The following is an 18,416-nucleotide window of genomic DNA, read 5'->3' as shown; positions in this document are numbered from 1 at the left end:
AGGCGAATGCCCTGGCCCAGGGCGCAGAGGCGGCCCGGCGACGGACCGTCGTTGCACCGCGACCCGAGCGAATCTAAAACGTTCCGGCGATCGTGAGGCGGAACGTCAGGGGCTCGACGGGGTGCAGCACATAGTCCATCACGCCGTTCTGACAGACTGAAGCCGGCGCGGTGCCCGCTGTGCAGAGATTGTAGAGCGTGTCGGTCTTGAGCAGCGAGCCATAGGCGTAGCTGATCTGGTTGGCCTTCGTGTCGAGGAGGTTGAGCACGTCGAGCTGAAGGCGCCAGCCATTGTCGATGCGATAGCCGAGGCGGCCGTTGAAGATGCTGGTCGCGGAGGAGCGGAATGCGTTGTCCTCCGTCAGTGGACTCGACGCCAGATAGCGCCAGCGCAAGGTGCCGAACCAGCCGGTCTTTTCGCCGAGCGTGATGCCGGCCGAAGCCACCATCGCCGGCGCGTTCGGAATGTAGTTGCCGGGTGCGTTGCCGATCTGCGCCTCGGGGTAGCCGGCGAGCGAGGCATAGACCTCCGCCTGCCCGCTGTCATAGCCGCGAAAGCGCGCATGGGTCATCGCGAGATCGGCATCGATGTCGATCCAGGACCGCGGCCGGTAGTGATTGGTCCATTCGAAGCCGTAGCGGCGGCTGGCGCGGGTCGCAGAGGTGTCGCCGGCATCGCCGGAGAACAGGATTTCGGAATCCTGATCCAGCATGAAGAGGCTGAGCGAGCTGTCGAGGCCGGGAACGATCGTGCTGCGCACGCCGACCTCCGCACCCTTGGTGCGCACCAGGAGCGGCGACGGCGTGAGCCTCGTCGCGGGATCGCCGGGGTCTTCCGTCGTGGTCGCGCCACGGGCGTCGTTGGAGTGCATGCCATAGCCGGCGCCGACGAAGAACTCGGTCTGGTTGAACGGACCGAGCACCATCCTGAATTTCGGGCTGCTGAGCGCAGCGTCAGCACGGCCGGTATTGCTGGCATTGAACCGCGAGGTGACGTCGGCGGAATAATAGTCGCCACGCCAGCCCACCGTCGTCCTGAGCCAGTCCGTCCAGCGCACCGTGTTTTCCGCATAGACGCCGACGCTGCCCTCCCCAACCTTGTCACTGCGGATGTTGGCGAGGAAGCCGCGCTGGAAGGTGTTAGTCAGCGCGAGATCGATCGCATCATAGCGCGACTGCAAGCCCACGGTGGTCTGCATCGGCAAGCCCGCGAACGAGCCGTTCAGCGTGCGCGAAGCGTTGGCGCCTGCCATCAGACGGTCATCGTGCTGGTGGAACTGGTCGCCAAGCACGGGATCGTTGAGGAAGTAGGTGAAATTGTTGAAGAGGTCGAGCTGACTTTTCACGACATAGGCATTGGCTTTCCACGAGCCGAGATCGTCACTCTGCGCGATGCGGCCGGAGAGCGCGAAGCGGTTGGTGTTGCCGCCGTCGCTCGGGTCTTCCGAGCCGAAGCGATCGAGAAAGCCGGACGCGATCGCGCGCTGCGGCACCTGGTCGGTCGAATTCCATTTGCTGACGTAAGCCATGCCGGTGACGGAGACGCCGTCGGTCGAGGTGCCCTGGGTGTAGCGCACGAGGCCGTTGAGTTTCCGTACGTTGTCAGGATTGTCCCACGGGCCGTTGTAGGTCCCGACCTCGCCGGCCACGAGCAGCGCGCCGTCGCCGAGCTTCGCGGAGTCCATGCCGAGCAGGCGGCGGTATCCGAAGCTGCCCACGCTCACTTGCGCGAGCCCTCTGGTGCGGTCGATCAGTCCGACGTGGACGCTTCCGACCGAGGCGAAATCGCCTTCGTCGGCGAAGTACGGACCCTTGCGCACGTCCACCGCGGCGATGGTTTCGGGGATCAACCAGTTGAGATCGGCATAGCCCTGGCCGTGCGCGTGGGTGCGCATGTTGACCGGAACACCGTCGACAGTGATCGCAAGATCGGTCCCATGGTCGAGATTGTAGCCGCGCAGAAAATACTGATTGGCTTTGCCCTCGCCGGAATGCTGCGTCACGATGAGACCCGGCACCGCCTCGAGCGCTTCGCCCGGCCGCGTGAAGGGGCGTGCATTGATCTCCTCGCCCGAGACGGTGGTCTCGCTGGCCATGCCGGGCTGTCCCTTCGCACCCGATGCGACGCTGCGCGCATCCGACGCTTGCGTCCCTGCCGGATTCACAAGATTGCGGTGGCCGTTGGGAGACGGCTTGCCGACACGGCGCGATGCCACCGGCTTCTTGCGCGTCGTCGTCTCGCCGCCGCCGACCTCGATTGGCGGCAGTTCGCGCGAGGTGTTGCTGCCCTGCGCGAAAGCGCAGCCGTCATCCGCCAGCAGCACCAGGGCCGAGAGTGCCGTCAGGGCGCTGCCGCGACGACGGGGCTTACGCCGCTTCGGTCGCATCGGCGCATGCCAGCGCTTTCGTCGCGTCCCGGCGCCGGCCACCCTCGAAGAGGCGACGATAGAGCACGACCGAGACGAGCCAAGCGATCGCAAACAGCGCGATCACCGCGAAGCCGACATTGGCGAGCGATTCGTCGAGACCGTCGACCAGCGTCCACACGCCCCCGGACAGGCCGAGCCGGTCGGCCGCCAAGCCGAGCGCTTCGATGCCGCCGATGAACAGCGCGACCGCCACGGAGGCGCCGGTGATCGTGAGGTTGTACCAGAGCTTTCGCATGGGATCGACGAAGGCCCATCGATAGGCGCTGACCATCAGTGCGGAGTCGGCCGTGTCGACCAGCGCCATACCCGCCGCGAACAGCGCGGGGAAGACCAGCACGTCGGCGAGGGAGGCGCCGCGCGCGGCCTCGGTTGCGGAGATGCTTAGCAGGCCGATCTCGGTCGCCGTGTCGAAGCCGAGCCCGAACAGGAAACCCAGCGGATACATGTGCCAGGGCTTTGTGACCAGGCGGAACAGCGGCCCGAGCAGTCGCGCGAGGAAGCCGCGATGAGCGAGCAGCCGCTCGAGTCCCTCGGCGTCGTGGACGCCCTGCTCCCGTGCCGCGCGGAACGTCCGCCACAGGCCGGCGAAGATGACGAGATTGATGGCCGCGATCACGAGCAGGAAGACCGCCGACACCGAGGTGCCGATGAGGCCGCCGATTTCCTTGAGCAGGCTGTCGCCGCCGAAGCTCACCACGCCAAGCGCAAGCAAGATGGTCGCGATCACGACGACGGTGGAATGGCCGAGCGCAAAATAGAGGCCGACACTGTGCGGCGCGCCTTCCGCCTGCATCAATTTGCGCACGACGTTGTCGATGGCGGCGATGTGATCGGCATCGACAGCGTGCCGCAGGCCGAACACCCAGGCCAGCAGCGCGGTCGCCAGAACCGTCGGCCGGTCGCCGAACAACGCGAAGGCCCAGGCCCAGGCGGCGACGTTGGCCGCGATCAGCCCCCCGAACAGCGCCACCGTTCCGGGATCGACCGCCCGCAAAGTCCGCCTCACCGCTTGCTCCATTCACCTGATCGCGCAGTATGACGTTTATCAAGAACCCTCATACTAGCAAGAGCAAGAGCCGCGCCATTTCGGCCCCCGCAGCCGATGGCGCATGTAAAGGCAGGTCACCCCATTGATTTTAATCAGGGATTTTCGAAGCTCCCCCACCAGCGCGGGAGCGGCATGCGATGCTGCGATGGCAAGCGCGTATCCACTCTGTCGACCAAGTTGACCGTCTCTCGACGTCGACATCGATGGCCGCAGGCCGGCGCGCTTCCGCCGGAGGTGTTTTACATGTCCACGGTCATCGACAGCAGATATGTCCGTGGCGCTCCCAGGAAGAACGTTCCGAACGACGCCACACTGGACCAGTAACTCTCACCGGTCACATTCTGGATTTTGGCGCGGAAAACCGTCTTCCTGCCGCTGATCGCCGTGGTGTAACGGGCGCCGAGATCGAGCCGCGTCCACTCCGGAATCGGCTGCTTGTTCGCGGCATCGACGAACTGCCTGCCGGTGTAGATGACGGCAGCATTCAAGGTGAGATCTCTCATCCATGGCAGATCCCACTCCGCACCGATATTGGCCTGAATGTTCGGAACGCCGATCGGCGTATTGCCAACATTGGCTGCGACGGCGGTCTTCGTCAGGGTGCCGTCGAACAGTGAGATGCCTCCAAGGACACGAACATCCGGCATGAGCTCGCCGTAGACGTTGAACTCCAGCCCGCGGACTCGTTGTTCGCCTGTCGCCGCGAAACGCCCGGCGGACAGCTCGCCGCTCGCCTTCGATATCTCGAACGCGCTGAAGGTGGTTGCTATCCGGCCGAACTCCACCTTGACACCGGCCTCGTACTGTTTCGCGACGTAGGGCTGCAGCACTTCGCCGAAATTGGACGCGGTCTGGGGAGCCACGTCGCCGCGCGCCAGGCCTTCGACATAATTGGCGTACAAGGAGACGTTCTCCACGGGTCGGATGACGAGGCCGACCACCGGGGTGATCGCACTCTTGTCGTAGGACGAGCTCAGCGTCCCGACGTTGGAGAGATAGTTGTTCGCCTCGATGCCCTGACGCCGGACACCCAGGGTCAACAGGACGCGCTCGTCGAGCACGGACAAGGTGTCGGCAATCGAAAGCCCCGTAAGCTCGCTGTCCGAGAGCCGCGGACGGCCGCTGATCTCGTTGGCGAACTGGGTCGGCGCGACGGTCGGATTGTAGATGTTCGAGGTGACCGGACTGCCATTCGTCAGGCGCCGGTACAGTGCGTCCTGATAGATCGAGGCCTGGACGGCGAGAGCATGATGGACGAAGCCGGTGTCGAAGCGGGCGCGAAGGCCGCCATCATATGTGGTGCGATCGATGCTGAGTCCGAAGTACTGGGGCGTAGAGGTCGTATCGCCGCTCGTGTTGACGATCGTTGGAAGACCGAAGAACCGTTCGACATTGGTCTTCGCACCACCGACATCCGCGAACAGAGTGACCTGATCGCTGACGTCGTACTCGGTCCGCAGCAAGGCGGATTGGTCGTTGATGCGTGACCATTCCCAGGGCTGAGTCACGTTCAACCGGCCGTCCGGCGCCTTTGGTACCTGCAGGCCGGGAGTCATCAGAAAGGGACGTGAGGGAGCGTCGAACCGATCGGTCTGCGCGATCAGATAGAGCCAGGATCTGAACCGTTCGCCCCGATAGTCCAGCGCCAGCGATCCGACACCCGTCGTTTCGGATTGGCGGTCGATGGGTGTATCGCCGCCGCGGAGGCTCCCGCTGGCACGTACGCCCCATTCCTTGCCGTCGCCATAGCGTCTCGCAACGTCCCAGTGGCCGCCGAAGCGTGCGGTCGAGCCGTAGCTGGCTGTCAGGCGGGTCAGATCCTCTTCCGCGCGCTTGGGCACGACATTGATAACGCCACCAACGCCGCCATTGGGCGCCATGCCCGAGAGCGCGGCCGACGGACCTTTGAGCACTTCGATGCGCTCGACGTAATCCGTGAAGATCCGATATGTCGGCGCGATTCCGTAAAGGCCCTCGAAGGCGAATTCACCGTTGTTGCCTTCATTGATCGGGAAGCCGCGTATGTTGAAGGAATCGACGATACCGCCCGTCGGGTGGGAACTTCGCACGGACGGATCGAGGATCAGGGCATCCGCCCCCGTTGCCGCCTGCTGATCCCGAATGAACTTGTCGGTATAGCTCGTCACGCTGAACGGTGACTTCATGGTGTTGGTATTCCCGAGCAGTCCCAGCCGCGCGCCTTGAGCGACCTGGCCGCCCGCAAAAGCGGGGACGACACCCGGCTGCGATTGCACGGTGACGGTTTGAGCTTGCGGGGCGCGCCGTGAGGTCGATCGGACCCGGGCGTCGTTTCGCCTGGTTGGCGCACGGCGGGCTGATTGCCTCGCCGGCGCTTCGACAGTCACGGGAGGAAGAGAGCTGCCCCCTTGTGATGTCTGGGATCGCGCAGGCAGTTCGAACCCCGTGAGCAACGCCACTCCACCCAGCAGCGCCGCAGCAATCCGCGTCACCGTCCCAACCCCACCCGCACGAAGCATTCCCAGCAAGTCCTTCATCAATAGCGCCCAGCCCGCCGTGAAGCGGCTCCGCGCTTGGCCAGCAACGGCCATGAATCGAAGAGCAGCTCTTCGCTTCCGAACTCGGCCGCACGTATGGCCCGTCGATCTGCCCTGCAGGCGCGCGAGCGCATCCACTGCCTTCATCTTGGCAGCAACATTCGAATGCCAGCGATCTGCATCGCCTCTTTAGGAAGACGCCATCGTGACGGCAACGCAAATGCGTGCGCTGCGGCTTAGAATGCCTCGATCATCAGCGACCGACGGTAGAATGTCTGGAACGATTCAAAGACGCTTTGGAAGATTCAGATCTCGTGCGGTCAGAATGCTGCAGGAAGATCAACGCTGCTTCAATGTCGCCGCGAGATCGCCACTGCCGATCCGGCCCGTGAGAGTTGCGATAGGACGGACGCAGCTCAAATCGGCAAAAATTCCTCTCAGTCGCGCTTGAGCCCGATCGACTTGACGATGGGAGCCAGGCGGGTCAGCTCGTCCTCGACGAGGCGTTGAAATTTGTCGGGGCCTGAATCAACGTCCGGCTCCAGACCTTGCGAACGATAGCTTTCCTGCAACTGCGGATCGGCCATCGCCGTGCGGGTTGCCCTGGAGATCTGCTCCACGATCGTATCGGGGGTGGCCCGAGGGGCGAACAAGCCGAACCAGCCGGCATATCGGAGGCCCGGCATGCCGGATTCGAAGACCGTGGGAATTTCCGGCGCGCCGCTCAACCGCTGTTCGCTCGTGACGGCGATAAGCCGCAGCTTGCCCGCATGGTGCAACTGCAGAATCTGGCTCGACACCACCGCAATGACGGCGGAGATCTGGCCACTGACCAGATCATTGGTAGCGGAACTCATGCCCCGATAGGGCACGTGGACGAAGTCTGTTGCGAGGCCGGATTGCAGCCTGAACATCTCCCCAATGAGATGATTGCCGGTGCCAACGCCCGGAGTCCCATAGGAGAGTTTTCCCGGATTGGCGCTTGCAAAAGCGACCAGCTCCCGCAGGTCCTTCACCGGAAGAGAGGGATGAACCGCGAATGCAAGCGTGGTGGTGATCAGGCGGTAGATGGCGCGGAAATCACGAACCGTATCGTAGGCGGGCTGCGCCGAGGACAACGGAATCATCACCTGAGTGCTGCCATTGCCGAGCAGAAGCGAATAGCCGTCGGGGGCGCTCTGCGCCACCGCGGCGGAGCCGATCGCGCCACCGGCGCCGCCGATATTTTCGACGTAGATCGGGCCCAACAGCGACGCGATCCTGTCGGCCCAGGGACGGCCGATCTGATCACCAGCGGCGCCAGCCGTATAGGGAATGACCAGCCTGATGGGACGGGAAGGATAATCGCTGGCGGCAACACAGCCGGGCCACGCAGCCAGCGCCGTGATACGCGCCGCCTTATCGAGCAGTTCTCGGCGTGAAAGGAGGGACATCTTCTGCGTATTCAGGACTAAGCCAATCATCTTACACGAATGAAAGGCCTTGCAAATCCGCGCAGGGAGATCGCTGCCCTGCACGGTGCGGGTCGCAAGCTTGGTCAAAGACCAGTGCGTCGGCCGGAATCGTCGTCGACGGCGTCTTGCGCGCGGTCGACAGCTCGACCATGCAATAGCCGTCGGGACTTGAGGCTCTGTCCGGATTCGGAAGATCATTCTCGGTCAGCGGCGTTCAGCTTCCCGGCTGCAACGCAGCTGCAGTGACGCCTCAGAACTGCACACCGCGCGTCAGGGCACCGTCGACGACGAGGTTCGTTCCCGTGATGAAGCTCGCGGCACGACTTGCAAGAAACACGACCGCGTTGGCCATTTCCTGCGGGGTCCCCATCCTGCCCGTGGGATTGAGCGCCAGCGCGGTCTTGTAGAGCTCGGGATTGTTGTCCTTGATCATGTTCCAGACCCCGCCCTCGAAATAGGTATTGCCCGGCGAAACTGAGTTGGCGCGAATGCCCTTTCCGGCCAGCTGATTGGCGAGCCCTTGCGTGTAATGGATGATCGCCGCCTTGAAGGTGCCGTAGGGGCCGGCGGCGAAATCGACCTCGCGCCCGGAGACGCTCGATATCGTGACGATCGCGCCGGCTGTGCTCTTCTCCAGATAGGGCATGGCTGCGTTTACCAGCCGGACCGTGCCCATCATGTCGGTCGAAAACTCCTTCTCCCAGCTTTCGTCATCCTGGCCGATCGCGAGTGCGCTGACATTGGCGACGACGACGTCGATGCCGCCGAGCTTTGACGCCATATCACCAACCCAGCTCTTCAGAACGGCCGCGTCGGCGACGTCGACCGCACCGCCAAAGGCCGCAACGCCCTTGGCCTTGAGCGCAGCGACCGTGCTCTCGACCTCGGCCAGATTGCGGGAGCACACTCCGACATCTGCACCTTCGGTGGCGAACGTCTCGGCGATCGCCCGGCCGATTCCCTTGGTGCTGCCCGTGACGAGAACCTTGGCGCCCTTGAGTCCCAGATCCATGGTCGATTTCCTTTTCCTGGTTCAGTGATTGTTCGTGACCGCCTCGACCAATCCACGATAGCTGTGCGGCATGCGCATCGCCACCAGATCCTTTCGCCGCACGACGTTGGTCGGATAGACGCTGTCGAGATTGGTGGTGTCGACCTGCGCGGTAGCAAGGCCCGTGCCGCCGGCCGCGATCGCCTCCCGCCTCGGGAATGCGAACGTGTCGGGGCCGAACACGCCGCTCAGCCCGGGATACCCGCGCTCGGGATCGACGACATTAGCAAAGGCGAAGAACAGGTTGTTTTCGCCGGCACGAACGCGGAAATGATGCCAGTGATGCGGATCCGGGCCAGTCGGGATCGGCGCCGGCTGCCCAACCTCGGTGCCGGCATGCGACGAACTGAAGCGTCCCTTGACCGCGGCGGGGCACGTGATGAGATCGCAGCCGCGCAGCGCCAGCACCCGCCCCGCTTCCGGGAACGAGGCGTCGTGACCGATCAGCAGCCCGATCCGCCCGATCGGCGTGTCGACGACGGTCCAGCCGTCACCTGCGGTGGCCCAGCTGCGCTCATCGGCGGTGAGATGCGTCTTGCGATAGACCGAGACGTCCCCATCCGGCGCCACGAGGCAGGCGCTGTTGTAGAGCAGATTGCCGTCGCGCTCGGCGAGGCCGCACACGAGGTAAAGGCCAAGCTCGCTTGCAAGCTTGCCGAGGCTGTCGGTCGCCGGCCCCGGGATCGGTTGCGCAGATGTCGCGGGATCGGCAAGTCCCGTCAGCGCGAGCTCGGGGAAGACGACGAGCTCGGCGCCTTCGTCCTTGGCCTTGCGCGCGAGCGCTGCGATCTCCCCGAGGTTTTGGTTGGCGTCATTGCGAGGTGCAAATTGCGCGACACTGACCCGCGACGTCTTGCCGGTCGGCCACGGCTCATGGCCGTACAGACCAAAGAAATCGCGCGGATTCCAGCTGAAGGTGTCGGTCAGCAGTTCCGGATAGAGTTCCGGACGGCGCTGGGCGAACACGGTCTCGCCGAGCACGCGCCGCGCGCGCGCGGCGTCGAGGTCGATTTCCGACAGCAGCACGCCATCTCCCTTGTCGAGCACGGCCGTGACCTGCCCGTCCGGCGCGATGACGCAACTGCCGCCGCTGAACTGCACCGTGCGCTCAAGTCCCCATCGATTGCTTTCGATCACGTAACAGCCGTTCTCGAAGGCACGGCTGATCCAGTACGGCGCCGGCGTCCGCTCGGCGAGCCAGTTCGAGATGTGGCAGATGACGTCCGCGCCGCCCAGCGCCATCAGCCGCGCGGTTTCGACGAAATGGATGTCCATGCAGATCAGTAGCGCAATGCGTCCGATCGCCGTCTCGAACACCTGGTTGTGCAAATCGCCCGCCGCCGCCCATTTCGGCTCGGAGATATAGGGGTGTGTCTTGCGATGGCGGCCGACGATGCCGTCGGGCCCGATCAGGACGGCCGAATTGAAGTAGATGCCATCCTCATCGACCTCCGGCATGCCGACCACGATGTAGCAGCCGTGCTTGCGCGCCAGCGCGGCAAAGCGGTTCGTGGTCGGCCCCGGGATCGCCTCGACGAAGGGCGTGATCTCGGCGCGGTCGAACCAGCAATAGCCGGTCGTCCCCATTTCCGGCGTGACGATCAGCTTGGCACCGGCCGCCGCCGCCTGCTCGCAGAGTTCGAGCAGGCGCGCGATGTTGCGGTCCTTCTCGAACATGGTCGGTTCGAACTGGATGGCGGCGACCTTGTGCCTGGTGGACATGATGCGGCTGGCCTCAAACGAGATAGGACTTCTTGATGGAGGCGCCGAGCGTGTATTTGGGATCGACCATGTTGCCGACCCGCATGCGTCCGGCCTGGGTCAGCAGCATGTAGGCGTCGATCTCGTCAAAACCGTAATCGGCCGCCATCCAGCGACAGAGCTCGCGATAGGCGATGCGGGCAGCATCCTCCATCGGCCGCGCAGAGCCGATGGTCATGATGAAATCCTGGGTCTCGAGCCGCGGCCAGGCGATGGTCCAGTTCTTGATGAGGTCGATCTGCACCGTGGTCACGGTCGGATGCTCGATGGCGACGCCGCAGAGCTCGCCATCGCCCTGCGCGGCGTGGCAGTCGCCGAGATAGAGCAACGCGCCCTTGGTATTGACCGGCAGGTAGACGACGGCGCCGACGCCGACATCGGGAAGGTCCATGTTGCCCCCGTAATAGTCGGGAACCAGCGAAGAGATCGCCTCGATCTCCGGCGAGGTGCCGATGGTGCCGATGAACGGCTCATAAGGCAGCGTAATCTTATCGTTCCACTTCGTGCCCGTCTTGGCATCGATCACGAGCTTCTTCACGCGTTCCGGCAGCGCCGGATTGAGCAGAGCGGTCTGGCCCGTCGAGACCAGGCCGCCGAAATCCGGCATGACCACGGTGGTGCCGCACGGCTGCGGCCCGCGAGGCACGATGCTCTCGATGTAGACCGCGAGCGTATCGCCCTTTTCAGCGCCGTTGACGTGGATCGGCCCGTTCTGCGGATTGAGGAACGGGAAGTTGAGGATCTTCGACGGGCTGTCGGTCTCGTGCTTGATCGCTCCTTCGAACGCGTCATGCGTCTCGGCGGAGACGACCGCACCGGGATCGACGGTGAGCACCGGATTCACGTAAGGCCCGTACACATAGTGGTACTTGCCTTGCTCGCTTTCCGTGATCGTGTATTCCTTGCCGCGCTCGCCCTTGGCGACGCCCTTGCGTGCCATGATCGACTCGTTCTGCCAGGCCATTGCTGTTCTCCTTGGTTCGCGTCGTTTTCTAAACTGCCAGATGGCGTCGCATCTCCGCGACGTCGTCGAGCGCCGAGCGGTCGAGACTTGCGACGATGCGGCCCTTGTCCATGACGTAGCAGCGCTGCGCCATGGCGCGGATCATGTCGAGATTCTGCTCGACCAGAATGATGGTCACGCCGGTCTTGCGGTTGAGCTCGACCATGTTGCGTGCGATATCCTGGACGATGTTGGGCTGAATGCCCTCGGACGGCTCGTCCAGCAGAATGAGGCTCGGATCGGCAATCAGGACCCGCCCGATCGCGAGCTGCTGCTGCTGGCCGCCGGACATAGTGCCCGCGCGCTGGCTCCAGCGCTCTTCCAGGATCGGAAAAGCCTCGACGATCTTGCGCCGGCCCGCCTCGGGGATGCCACCGCCCTTGATCGCGGCACCGACCGCAACGTTCTCTCCGACGGTCAGCCGCGGGAAGACGTCGCGTCCCTGCGGCACATAGCCCATGCCGAGGCGCGCCCGCTTGTGCGCAGGCAGCGATTCCACAGCCTCGCCGCGATAGACGATCGAGCCGCTCATCGCTGGCACGAGCCCGATCAGGCTCTTCATCAGCGTGGATTTGCCGACGCCGTTGCGTCCGATGACGGCGACGATCTCGCCTTCCCGCACCTCGATCTCGAGGCCCTGGAGCACCGGCTTGCCGCCATAGCCGGCGCGCAGGGCCAGCGTCGAGAGGATCACTTCCTTGCGCGGCATATCAAGCATGGGCCTGCCCCAGATAGATCGCCGCCACGCGCTCGTCCGCCACGATCTCGTCGATCGAGCCCTGCGCAAAGACCTGGCCGAGATGCAACACGGTCACGCGCTGCGCGACCTGGCGGACGAAGGTCATGTCATGCTCGATCGCGAGCACCGTCATGCCTTCGGCATTGAGCCGCTGCACCATCTCTCCGGTCAGATGGGTTTCCTCCGGCGACATGCCGGCAGTCGGCTCGTCCAGCAGCAGGAGGCGCGGCTTCAGGCTGATCGCCATGCCGATCTCCAGCCATTGCTTCTGGCCGTGGCTGAGATTGCCCGCAGTCTGGGCCTGCTCGGACCCGAGCCCGAGGAAAGCGAGCAGCCGGTCGATCTCTGCTTCGAGCTCGGCGCCGCGATGACGGCTCTGAAGTGCGATCTCGAGGTTTTGGCGGACCGACAGACCTTTGAATACTCCAGGCACCTGGAACTTGACCGAAAGGCCGCGATGAATTCGCGCAAAGGATTTCAGGGAGGTGATGTTCTCCCCCGCGAAGAGAATTTCGCCGCTGCCTGGATGATGCTCACCCAAAATCAGGCGGAAGAGCGTGCTCTTGCCGGCTCCGTTCGGGCCGATCAGGCAATGGATTTCGCCGGGCTGAAGCGTGAGGTCGACGGAATTGGTGACGTGCAACCCGCCGAAATGCTTGTTCAGCTTGCGCAGTTCGAGCAGCGACATCAGCCGGCCCTCTGCGTCAGACGGGCGGCGAGCTTGCCGAGCCAATTCATCGCACCGAGCACGAGGCCGTTCGGGGCGATCAGCACCGTGAGCACCAGCAGAACGCCCATGAAGACCAGCGCATACTGGCTGCCGTAGATCGTCAGCGCCTGGAACGCAGCTAGCACCACCAGCGTTCCGACCACGGTCGAGGTCAGGTCGCTGCGGCCACCGACCGCGACCCAGATCAGCGGCAGCGCCGCCGCGGTCATGCCCATGCTCGACGGCGTGATGTATTGGCCCCATGCCGTATAAAGCACACCCGATATCCCCGCGAGCGCGGCGCCGATCACGAAGGTGATGAGCTGATACTTGCGGATGTCGTAGCCCAACATCTCCGCCCTTTCAGGATTCTCGCGGATGGCGACGATGACGTTGCCGAACGACGAGTTCATCAGGATGCGCAGGGCCAGATAGACGAAGACCAGCAAGCCAAGCACGAAATAGTAGAGCCCGACATCGGCGAACAGCACGATCGGCTCGCCCGGCCAGGGGATGGTCAGAGGCGGCATCGCGCTCATGCCGTTGAAGCCGTTGAGCCGCGCGCTGCCGATGTGCCATTCCGGCCCCGCGGTCTGCGCCATGAAGCGCTCAAGCATCAATGTCACGGCGAGCGTGACGATGCCGAGGAAGACGCCGGCGATCCGCCCGAAGAACATGAAATAGCCGAGCAGGACCGCGAACAGCGCCGCGATCACGATCGCAGCGACAAAAGCGATCAGCGTGAAGCCATAGGCCGAACCAAAATTGAGGGTGAGGACGCCGTAACCATACCCCGCGATCCCGAAGAACGCGGTCTGCCCGAAGGACAGCGAGCCGCCATAGCCCCAGATCAGGCAGAGGCTGAGTGCGATGAACACCCACACGAAGAAGTAGACGGTGTTGCCGACCGTGTAGCCGTCGCTGAACAGCGGATAGGCAATGCCGACCGCGAGCACGATCGCAAACAAGCCCCAGAAGACCGGACCGCGACCGACGGTCTGCGGGCCTTCGAGACGGCGAAAAAGGGAAACGAGAGCAGTCACGAGGCCATCACTCCGTCAGGTGCGTTCGCGCAGCACGAAGCCGGAGATGCCCTTTGGCAACACCCGGACGACAATGATGACGGCGACCAGGAGCCCGATCTGGCCGAACAATTGTCCCTGCCATGACGTCATGACCGACTTCACCACCGCAAGCACGGCGCCCGCCGGCGCCGTCCCGAGGAAGACGTCGGCCCCACCGATCACGACGGTGACGAAAGCCTCCATGATGAAGGTCGCCCCCATGGTCGGCACCAGCGTCATGGTCGGCGCGTAGAGGCCGCCGGCAAGGCCGGCGAGCCCTGCCCCGCAGGCAAAGGTGAGGCTGTAGACGAGCCGCGTATCGACGCCGAGCGCCGCCGCCATGTGTGGCACCTGGATGGTGGCGCGCGCCAGCACGCCGAAGCGGGTCCAGTTGAACAGCGCATAGAGGCCAACCAGCACGCCGAGCGCGGCGCAGAACAGCACGATGCGATAGATTGAATAGGAGTACGCGCCGACCTGGAAGCTGCCGAACGGCGTGCCGACCCCGGCCATGGTCGAGCCGACCATGATCAGCGTGCCCTGCGTCGCGATCAGGCTGAGGCCCCAGGTGGCGACGATGGTGTCGAGCGGACGGTCGTAGAGATGGCGGATGACCACAAGTTCCACGAGAACGCCGACCAGCGCCGACACGATGGTGCCGGCGAGTATTCCGAGCGGTAACGGCAGGCCGGCGTGTACGGTCGCAGCCGTCACATAGGCACCGCACATGATGAACTCGCCATGGGCGAGATTGATCACGCCCATCATGCCGAAGATCACCGCGAGCCCACAGGCCGAGAGCACCAGGAATGCGAAGGCGTCGCCGAATTGATAGAGCGCAGAGAAGACGAGGGTCGCGATGTCCATGAACCAACCAGGATAGAGCCATACGCGACGTTACCGTCGCAGCTGATCGTGATCGTCCCGGCCTGCCACGCAGGCCGGGACGATCAGCCGCCGGTCAGGGTTTCGGCGGGGGATTCGACGGCGTGTACTGCGCCATCGGATCTTTCTTGGTGAGATCGCAGCCGGCTTCACCCAGCCAGTACGGCTTGATGTCCTCCCAGGTCTTCGGGAACGAGATCGAATGATCGGCGCCGACCTTGGCCAGATAGATCGTGTGCGACATGTGCTGGCTCTTCGGGTCGATGCAGACCTTGCCCTCCGGCGCGTCCATGCAGACGTCGCCGAGCGCGATCACCTTGCGGATGTCCTCGCGCTTGGTCGACTTCGCACGCTCCACCATCTGCTTATAGAGATAGACGGCCAGATAGGAGTTCTCGGCCTCCTGGTTGACATAGGGCTCGCTCGGGAATTTCGCCTTGAACTTGGCGTAGAACTCCTTGCTTTTCGGCGAGTCGATCTCCTCGATGTAGTTGGTGGTGACGTACATGTCCTTCAGGCTCGGCGGCTTGAAGCGCTTGTGCTCGTAGCCCTGGCCGACGTTGACCGAGGAGGCCATGGGCAGGTTGACGTTGGCGGACGCCGCCTGCTCGTAATAGGAAGCCTGCGCGGTGCCGACCAGCAGGGTGACCACGAAGTCGGGCTTGGCCTTCTGGATGTTCTGGATGCTCTGGGAGAATTGCGACACGCCGAGCGGGATGAACTCTTCGCCGGCCATCTTGCCGCCGTTCTCCTTGACGATCTTGCGCACCCATTCCGCCGAGATCTGACCGAAATTATAGTCGGCTGCGAGCGTGTAGACGTTCTTGCCGTACTTCTCCATCATGTAGGGGATGAGCGTGGAGAATTGCTGCTCGGGCACTGCGCCCGTCACGATCATGTGGCCATCGCAGACACCGCCTTCGTACTGGTTATTGTAGAAAGCGAAGCCGTTGAACTGGTCGACGATCGGACGGTAGGCCTCGCGCGAGGCCGAGGAGAAGCCCGCAAACACGACGTCGACCTTGTCGCGCTGGAGGACGCGCCGCATGAACTCCTGGTAGCGCGTGTTGTCGGATTGCGTGTCGTAAGCGACGAGCTCGATCGGCCGCCCCATGATGCCGCCAGCCTTGTTGATCTCCTCGGTGGCGAGCTGGATGGCGTGGACCTTGCCGATCGTCGCGGCGGCAAAATCGCCGGACTGGTCTTCAAGCACGCCGAGCTTGATCGGATTTTCCGCCGCGAGTGCCAGAGATGATCCGAGGACAAGCGTCCCCGTGAGGGCTGCGGCACGCAGCCCCCGCAATACAGACTTGCTCATTTTGCTTCTCCTAGATGGCCTGTTTGTTGCCGCCTTGCAGCGTGATGCCGGTTGTGCGGCCGGACGTATCGGGCGGCTTCGCCCGCTTGCTCATGAACTCCTCGCAATAGAGTTCCATGTTCTGCCGCGCGCGCATGCTGTCGCGGCGGAGCTGGGAATAGGCTCCCTCCTCGTCGAGACCGTCTTGCTGCATCAGCAGGATGACCGCGCGGATCACCGCGCGCCGACCGCGGCGGCGTTCCTCGAGGCCTTGAACGCGCTCATACATCTCGGCGCGCAGCAGGAACTGGTTGATGCCCATGAACAGGGAGGTATAGACCGCGCCACCATGCACGGGCTTGCGCAGGAACGAGGTCGCGCCGAGGTTGACGAGCGCCTTGAGCCGGCTGGGCGCCTCGACGCCGACGAGGCCGATCACCGGCACCGGCGGCAAGCGCGATCCGGGATTGACCTCGATCGCGACCGCGCCTTCGAGATCGCCGTCGATGAACAGGATGTCCCGCTCGGCTTGAAGGCCCGCGACGTCAATCTGCGCACGGCCGTCGATGATCTCCGGATATTCGGTGGAGACGCCGAGCTTGGCCAACGTGGTTTCCAGCGCGCTCTCCCATCCGCCCCGCCGGGTAACGACGATGGCACGGCCGCCCTTGAAGTTCTGTAGCAGTCGAGAGCTCATGATTGCACCACCTTCAAAAGCGGAGAGCGCATTGCGCCGGCGAAGCGCGGCGACGACTGAACGAGATAGGGATCCGGCGCGATCGGCTCGCGCGATTCCAGCAGCACTTCGAACTGCCCGCTGACGGTCGACCGACCGATCCGGGGCGTCAGCCAGGCGTGGAAGGTCTGGCGGTCGATGCGGACCTCGCCTTGCGGAGCGCGCAGCCGCTGATCGGCCACGGCGGCGCGTACCGTGCGGGCGTCGTCGGTGCCGGCCTGCGAGAGGGCAGCGCCGAGCAGCTTGACGGCGATGTAGGACGCTTCGGCGTCGGCCGACGAGACCGGTCCATCCGGAAAGGACGTGGTGTAGGCACGAATGAAGGCGCCGTTCTCCGCCGAATTCAGCGAGGAGAAATAGACGCTGGATGACAGATGTCCATCGACGGCATCCGGGCCGATTTCCGGCAGTTCCGGCTCCGACAGCGTGCAGCTGGCGACCGGGATTTCAGCCGCCTGGTCGATGCCGCGCGCGCGGCAGGCGGCGCGGAACGCGCGAAAGAAGGCATAAGCGCTGGTGCCGATCAGATTGTTGAAGACGAAGTCCGGACGCTGATCAATGATCGCCGCAATCACCTGGTCGACCTCGGTGTCGCCGACCGAGAGATAGCGCTCGGCAAGCACGGTGCCGCCGCGCGCGGCGAGCGCCTCCCGGAAGATACGATTGTTTTCCCACGCCCAGATGTAATTGGAGCCGACGCAGAAGGCGCGCGAGCCGACGCGGGATGCCAGATAATCGACGAGCGGCAGCACGTGCTGGTTCGGCGCGGCGCCGGTATAGATCACGTTGTCGGAGCTCTCGAATCCCTCGTAATGAGACGGATACCACAGCAGTCCGTCGAACTTCTCGAAGCAGGGGATCACCTCCTTGCGGCTCGACGAGGTGTAGCAGCCGACCACATGCCGAACGCCGGAACCGAGCAGATCGAGGCTGAGCGAACGATAGCTCGCGAGGTCACCGGACGGGTTGACCACGACCGGCTCCAGCGTAATGTCGTCGTGCCCTGCATTGATCTCGCGAAAGGCGAGCAGCGCACCGTTCAACATCGAGCGCGCAACGACGCTGTAGGATCCCGTCGTCGACAGCATCACCCCGATCCGATAGTTCGTCCGCGCCATCACTCGTTCCAAAATAAAAAGGCGCCCACCGGCTGTTAAGCCGAGGGCGCCCTCGCCGCCAACCGAGCACGCCATCAGCGTGATGTTGGAAATGATTGAAGCTCGCTGCGTTGACGGGCCGAACTGCCCAACGCTTGTCTGATACGGTCGTTGAGAACAGTTACGAAGTCAAGCGCGTTATTGCAGCGGAAACTGCCGCGATTCTTATCGTGATGCAGCAAAACTATGCAGCCGAACTGCGCGCGCCGTCTCGATGAGGCGGAGACCACAGGGTACGTCGCGCGCCCGGTTTCCAGACCAGACGTGCGCCGTCGAAAGCTCCGAGCAATCCTGCCAAGGGCCCGCGCCACGTCGAGGCATCCGCTCTTGCCGCCGCAAACGACGGATGTCTCTGCCGGCTGTCGATTTCGTTGGAGCGAGTGAACTTCAGTACCCCGAGCCTCGTCTGGCATCAGGCCGCTTCTGCACGATCTCATCCCGAGACCATGTCCAAAAGGCTCCGGGATTTAAGAATTTGGTAACGATATGAACATGGTTGCGCGCGTTAATGCAAATGGCACGCCGCCGGTGTCTAGCCCGTAACGACCCTGCTATAAAGCGGAGCCAC

The 18,416-nt window shown here is 63.8% G+C and carries 14 protein-coding genes; all 14 read right to left on the bottom strand.

All coding sequences use genetic code 11. The annotated features are described in order from the left end of the window. Positions 1-73 precede the first annotated feature (73 nt). Positions 74-2,386 (bottom strand): TonB-dependent receptor, encoded by a 2,313-nt coding sequence (locus C7G42_RS18185; RefSeq protein ID WP_106950309.1) that lies wholly within the window; start codon positions 2,384-2,386, stop codon positions 74-76. Then, the gene (locus tag C7G42_RS18180; RefSeq protein ID WP_106950308.1) at positions 2,367-3,446 is read right to left on the bottom strand and encodes a HoxN/HupN/NixA family nickel/cobalt transporter; all 1,080 of its coding nucleotides are present in this window, start codon (positions 3,444-3,446) and stop codon (positions 2,367-2,369) included. Before C7G42_RS18180 ends, C7G42_RS18185 begins: the two co-directional genes overlap by 20 nt. 269 nt (positions 3,447-3,715) lie before the next feature. Next, entirely contained in the window at positions 3,716-5,992 is a 2,277-nt protein-coding gene (locus tag C7G42_RS18175; RefSeq protein WP_245427778.1) for a TonB-dependent receptor, read from the bottom strand. Positions 5,993-6,429: 437 nt separating this feature from the next. After that, positions 6,430-7,425: a Bug family tripartite tricarboxylate transporter substrate binding protein gene (locus tag C7G42_RS18170; RefSeq protein ID WP_106950471.1), complete on the bottom strand. Its 996-nt coding sequence runs from the start codon at positions 7,423-7,425 to the stop codon at positions 6,430-6,432. Positions 7,426-7,696: 271 nt separating this feature from the next. Continuing rightward, a complete protein-coding gene (locus C7G42_RS18165) occupies positions 7,697-8,458 on the bottom strand; it encodes an SDR family NAD(P)-dependent oxidoreductase (protein WP_106950306.1) in 762 nt (253 codons plus the stop codon). A gap of 21 nt (positions 8,459-8,479) precedes the next feature. After that, on the bottom strand, positions 8,480-10,219 hold the full coding sequence (locus tag C7G42_RS18160; protein WP_106950305.1) for a nitrilase-related carbon-nitrogen hydrolase: 1,740 nt from the start codon (positions 10,217-10,219) through the stop codon (positions 8,480-8,482). A gap of 13 nt (positions 10,220-10,232) precedes the next feature. After that, positions 10,233-11,222, bottom strand: coding sequence for an acetamidase/formamidase family protein (locus C7G42_RS18155; protein WP_106950304.1), 990 nt, complete (start codon positions 11,220-11,222; stop codon positions 10,233-10,235). Between the two features lie 28 nt (positions 11,223-11,250). Further along, positions 11,251-11,970 carry an ABC transporter ATP-binding protein gene (locus C7G42_RS18150; protein ID WP_106950303.1) on the bottom strand — a complete coding sequence of 240 codons (720 nt, stop codon included), beginning with the start codon at positions 11,968-11,970 and terminating at the stop codon, positions 11,251-11,253. A 1-nt stretch (position 11,971) separates the two neighbouring features. After that, positions 11,972-12,688 carry an ABC transporter ATP-binding protein gene (locus C7G42_RS18145; RefSeq protein ID WP_106950302.1) on the bottom strand — a complete coding sequence of 239 codons (717 nt, stop codon included), beginning with the start codon at positions 12,686-12,688 and terminating at the stop codon, positions 11,972-11,974. Further along, positions 12,688-13,752: a branched-chain amino acid ABC transporter permease gene (locus C7G42_RS18140; protein ID WP_106950301.1), complete on the bottom strand. Its 1,065-nt coding sequence runs from the start codon at positions 13,750-13,752 to the stop codon at positions 12,688-12,690. The genes C7G42_RS18145 and C7G42_RS18140 overlap by 1 nt, the downstream gene beginning before the upstream one ends. A gap of 15 nt (positions 13,753-13,767) precedes the next feature. Then, positions 13,768-14,640: an ABC transporter permease subunit gene (locus C7G42_RS18135; protein ID WP_106950300.1), complete on the bottom strand. Its 873-nt coding sequence runs from the start codon at positions 14,638-14,640 to the stop codon at positions 13,768-13,770. A gap of 94 nt (positions 14,641-14,734) precedes the next feature. Next, the gene (locus C7G42_RS18130) at positions 14,735-15,976 is read right to left on the bottom strand and encodes an urea ABC transporter substrate-binding protein (protein WP_106950299.1); all 1,242 of its coding nucleotides are present in this window, start codon (positions 15,974-15,976) and stop codon (positions 14,735-14,737) included. Between the two features lie 10 nt (positions 15,977-15,986). Further along, entirely contained in the window at positions 15,987-16,652 is a 666-nt protein-coding gene (locus C7G42_RS18125; RefSeq protein WP_106950298.1) for an ANTAR domain-containing response regulator, read from the bottom strand. Further along, the gene (locus C7G42_RS18120; protein WP_106950297.1) at positions 16,649-17,809 is read right to left on the bottom strand and encodes a transporter substrate-binding domain-containing protein; all 1,161 of its coding nucleotides are present in this window, start codon (positions 17,807-17,809) and stop codon (positions 16,649-16,651) included. The genes C7G42_RS18125 and C7G42_RS18120 overlap by 4 nt, the downstream gene beginning before the upstream one ends. Between the last annotated feature and the right edge of the window lie 607 nt (positions 17,810-18,416).

This window comes from Bradyrhizobium sp. MOS003, assembly GCF_003020125.1.
Lineage (GTDB): Bacteria > Pseudomonadota > Alphaproteobacteria > Rhizobiales > Xanthobacteraceae > Bradyrhizobium.
Note: the sequence above shows the minus strand (reverse complement) of the source record. Positions and strands in the feature narration are given on the sequence as shown.

Coding starts and splice junctions, on each gene's coding strand:
- C7G42_RS18130 (WP_106950299.1), bottom strand. CDS start 15,976: ATGAGCAAGTCTGTATTGCGGGGGCTGCGTGCCGCAGCCCTCACGGGG.
- C7G42_RS18135 (WP_106950300.1), bottom strand. CDS start 14,640: ATGGACATCGCGACCCTCGTCTTCTCTGCGCTCTATCAATTCGGCGAC.
- C7G42_RS18175 (WP_245427778.1), bottom strand. CDS start 5,992: ATGAAGGACTTGCTGGGAATGCTTCGTGCGGGTGGGGTTGGGACGGTG.
- C7G42_RS18120 (WP_106950297.1), bottom strand. CDS start 17,809: ATGGCGCGGACGAACTATCGGATCGGGGTGATGCTGTCGACGACGGGA.
- C7G42_RS18125 (WP_106950298.1), bottom strand. CDS start 16,652: ATGAGCTCTCGACTGCTACAGAACTTCAAGGGCGGCCGTGCCATCGTC.
- C7G42_RS18185 (WP_106950309.1), bottom strand. CDS start 2,386: ATGCGACCGAAGCGGCGTAAGCCCCGTCGTCGCGGCAGCGCCCTGACG.
- C7G42_RS18150 (WP_106950303.1), bottom strand. CDS start 11,970: ATGCCGCGCAAGGAAGTGATCCTCTCGACGCTGGCCCTGCGCGCCGGC.
- C7G42_RS18145 (WP_106950302.1), bottom strand. CDS start 12,688: ATGTCGCTGCTCGAACTGCGCAAGCTGAACAAGCATTTCGGCGGGTTG.
- C7G42_RS18160 (WP_106950305.1), bottom strand. CDS start 10,219: ATGTCCACCAGGCACAAGGTCGCCGCCATCCAGTTCGAACCGACCATG.
- C7G42_RS18165 (WP_106950306.1), bottom strand. CDS start 8,458: ATGGATCTGGGACTCAAGGGCGCCAAGGTTCTCGTCACGGGCAGCACC.
- C7G42_RS18180 (WP_106950308.1), bottom strand. CDS start 3,446: ATGGAGCAAGCGGTGAGGCGGACTTTGCGGGCGGTCGATCCCGGAACG.
- C7G42_RS18155 (WP_106950304.1), bottom strand. CDS start 11,222: ATGGCCTGGCAGAACGAGTCGATCATGGCACGCAAGGGCGTCGCCAAG.
- C7G42_RS18170 (WP_106950471.1), bottom strand. CDS start 7,425: ATGTCCCTCCTTTCACGCCGAGAACTGCTCGATAAGGCGGCGCGTATC.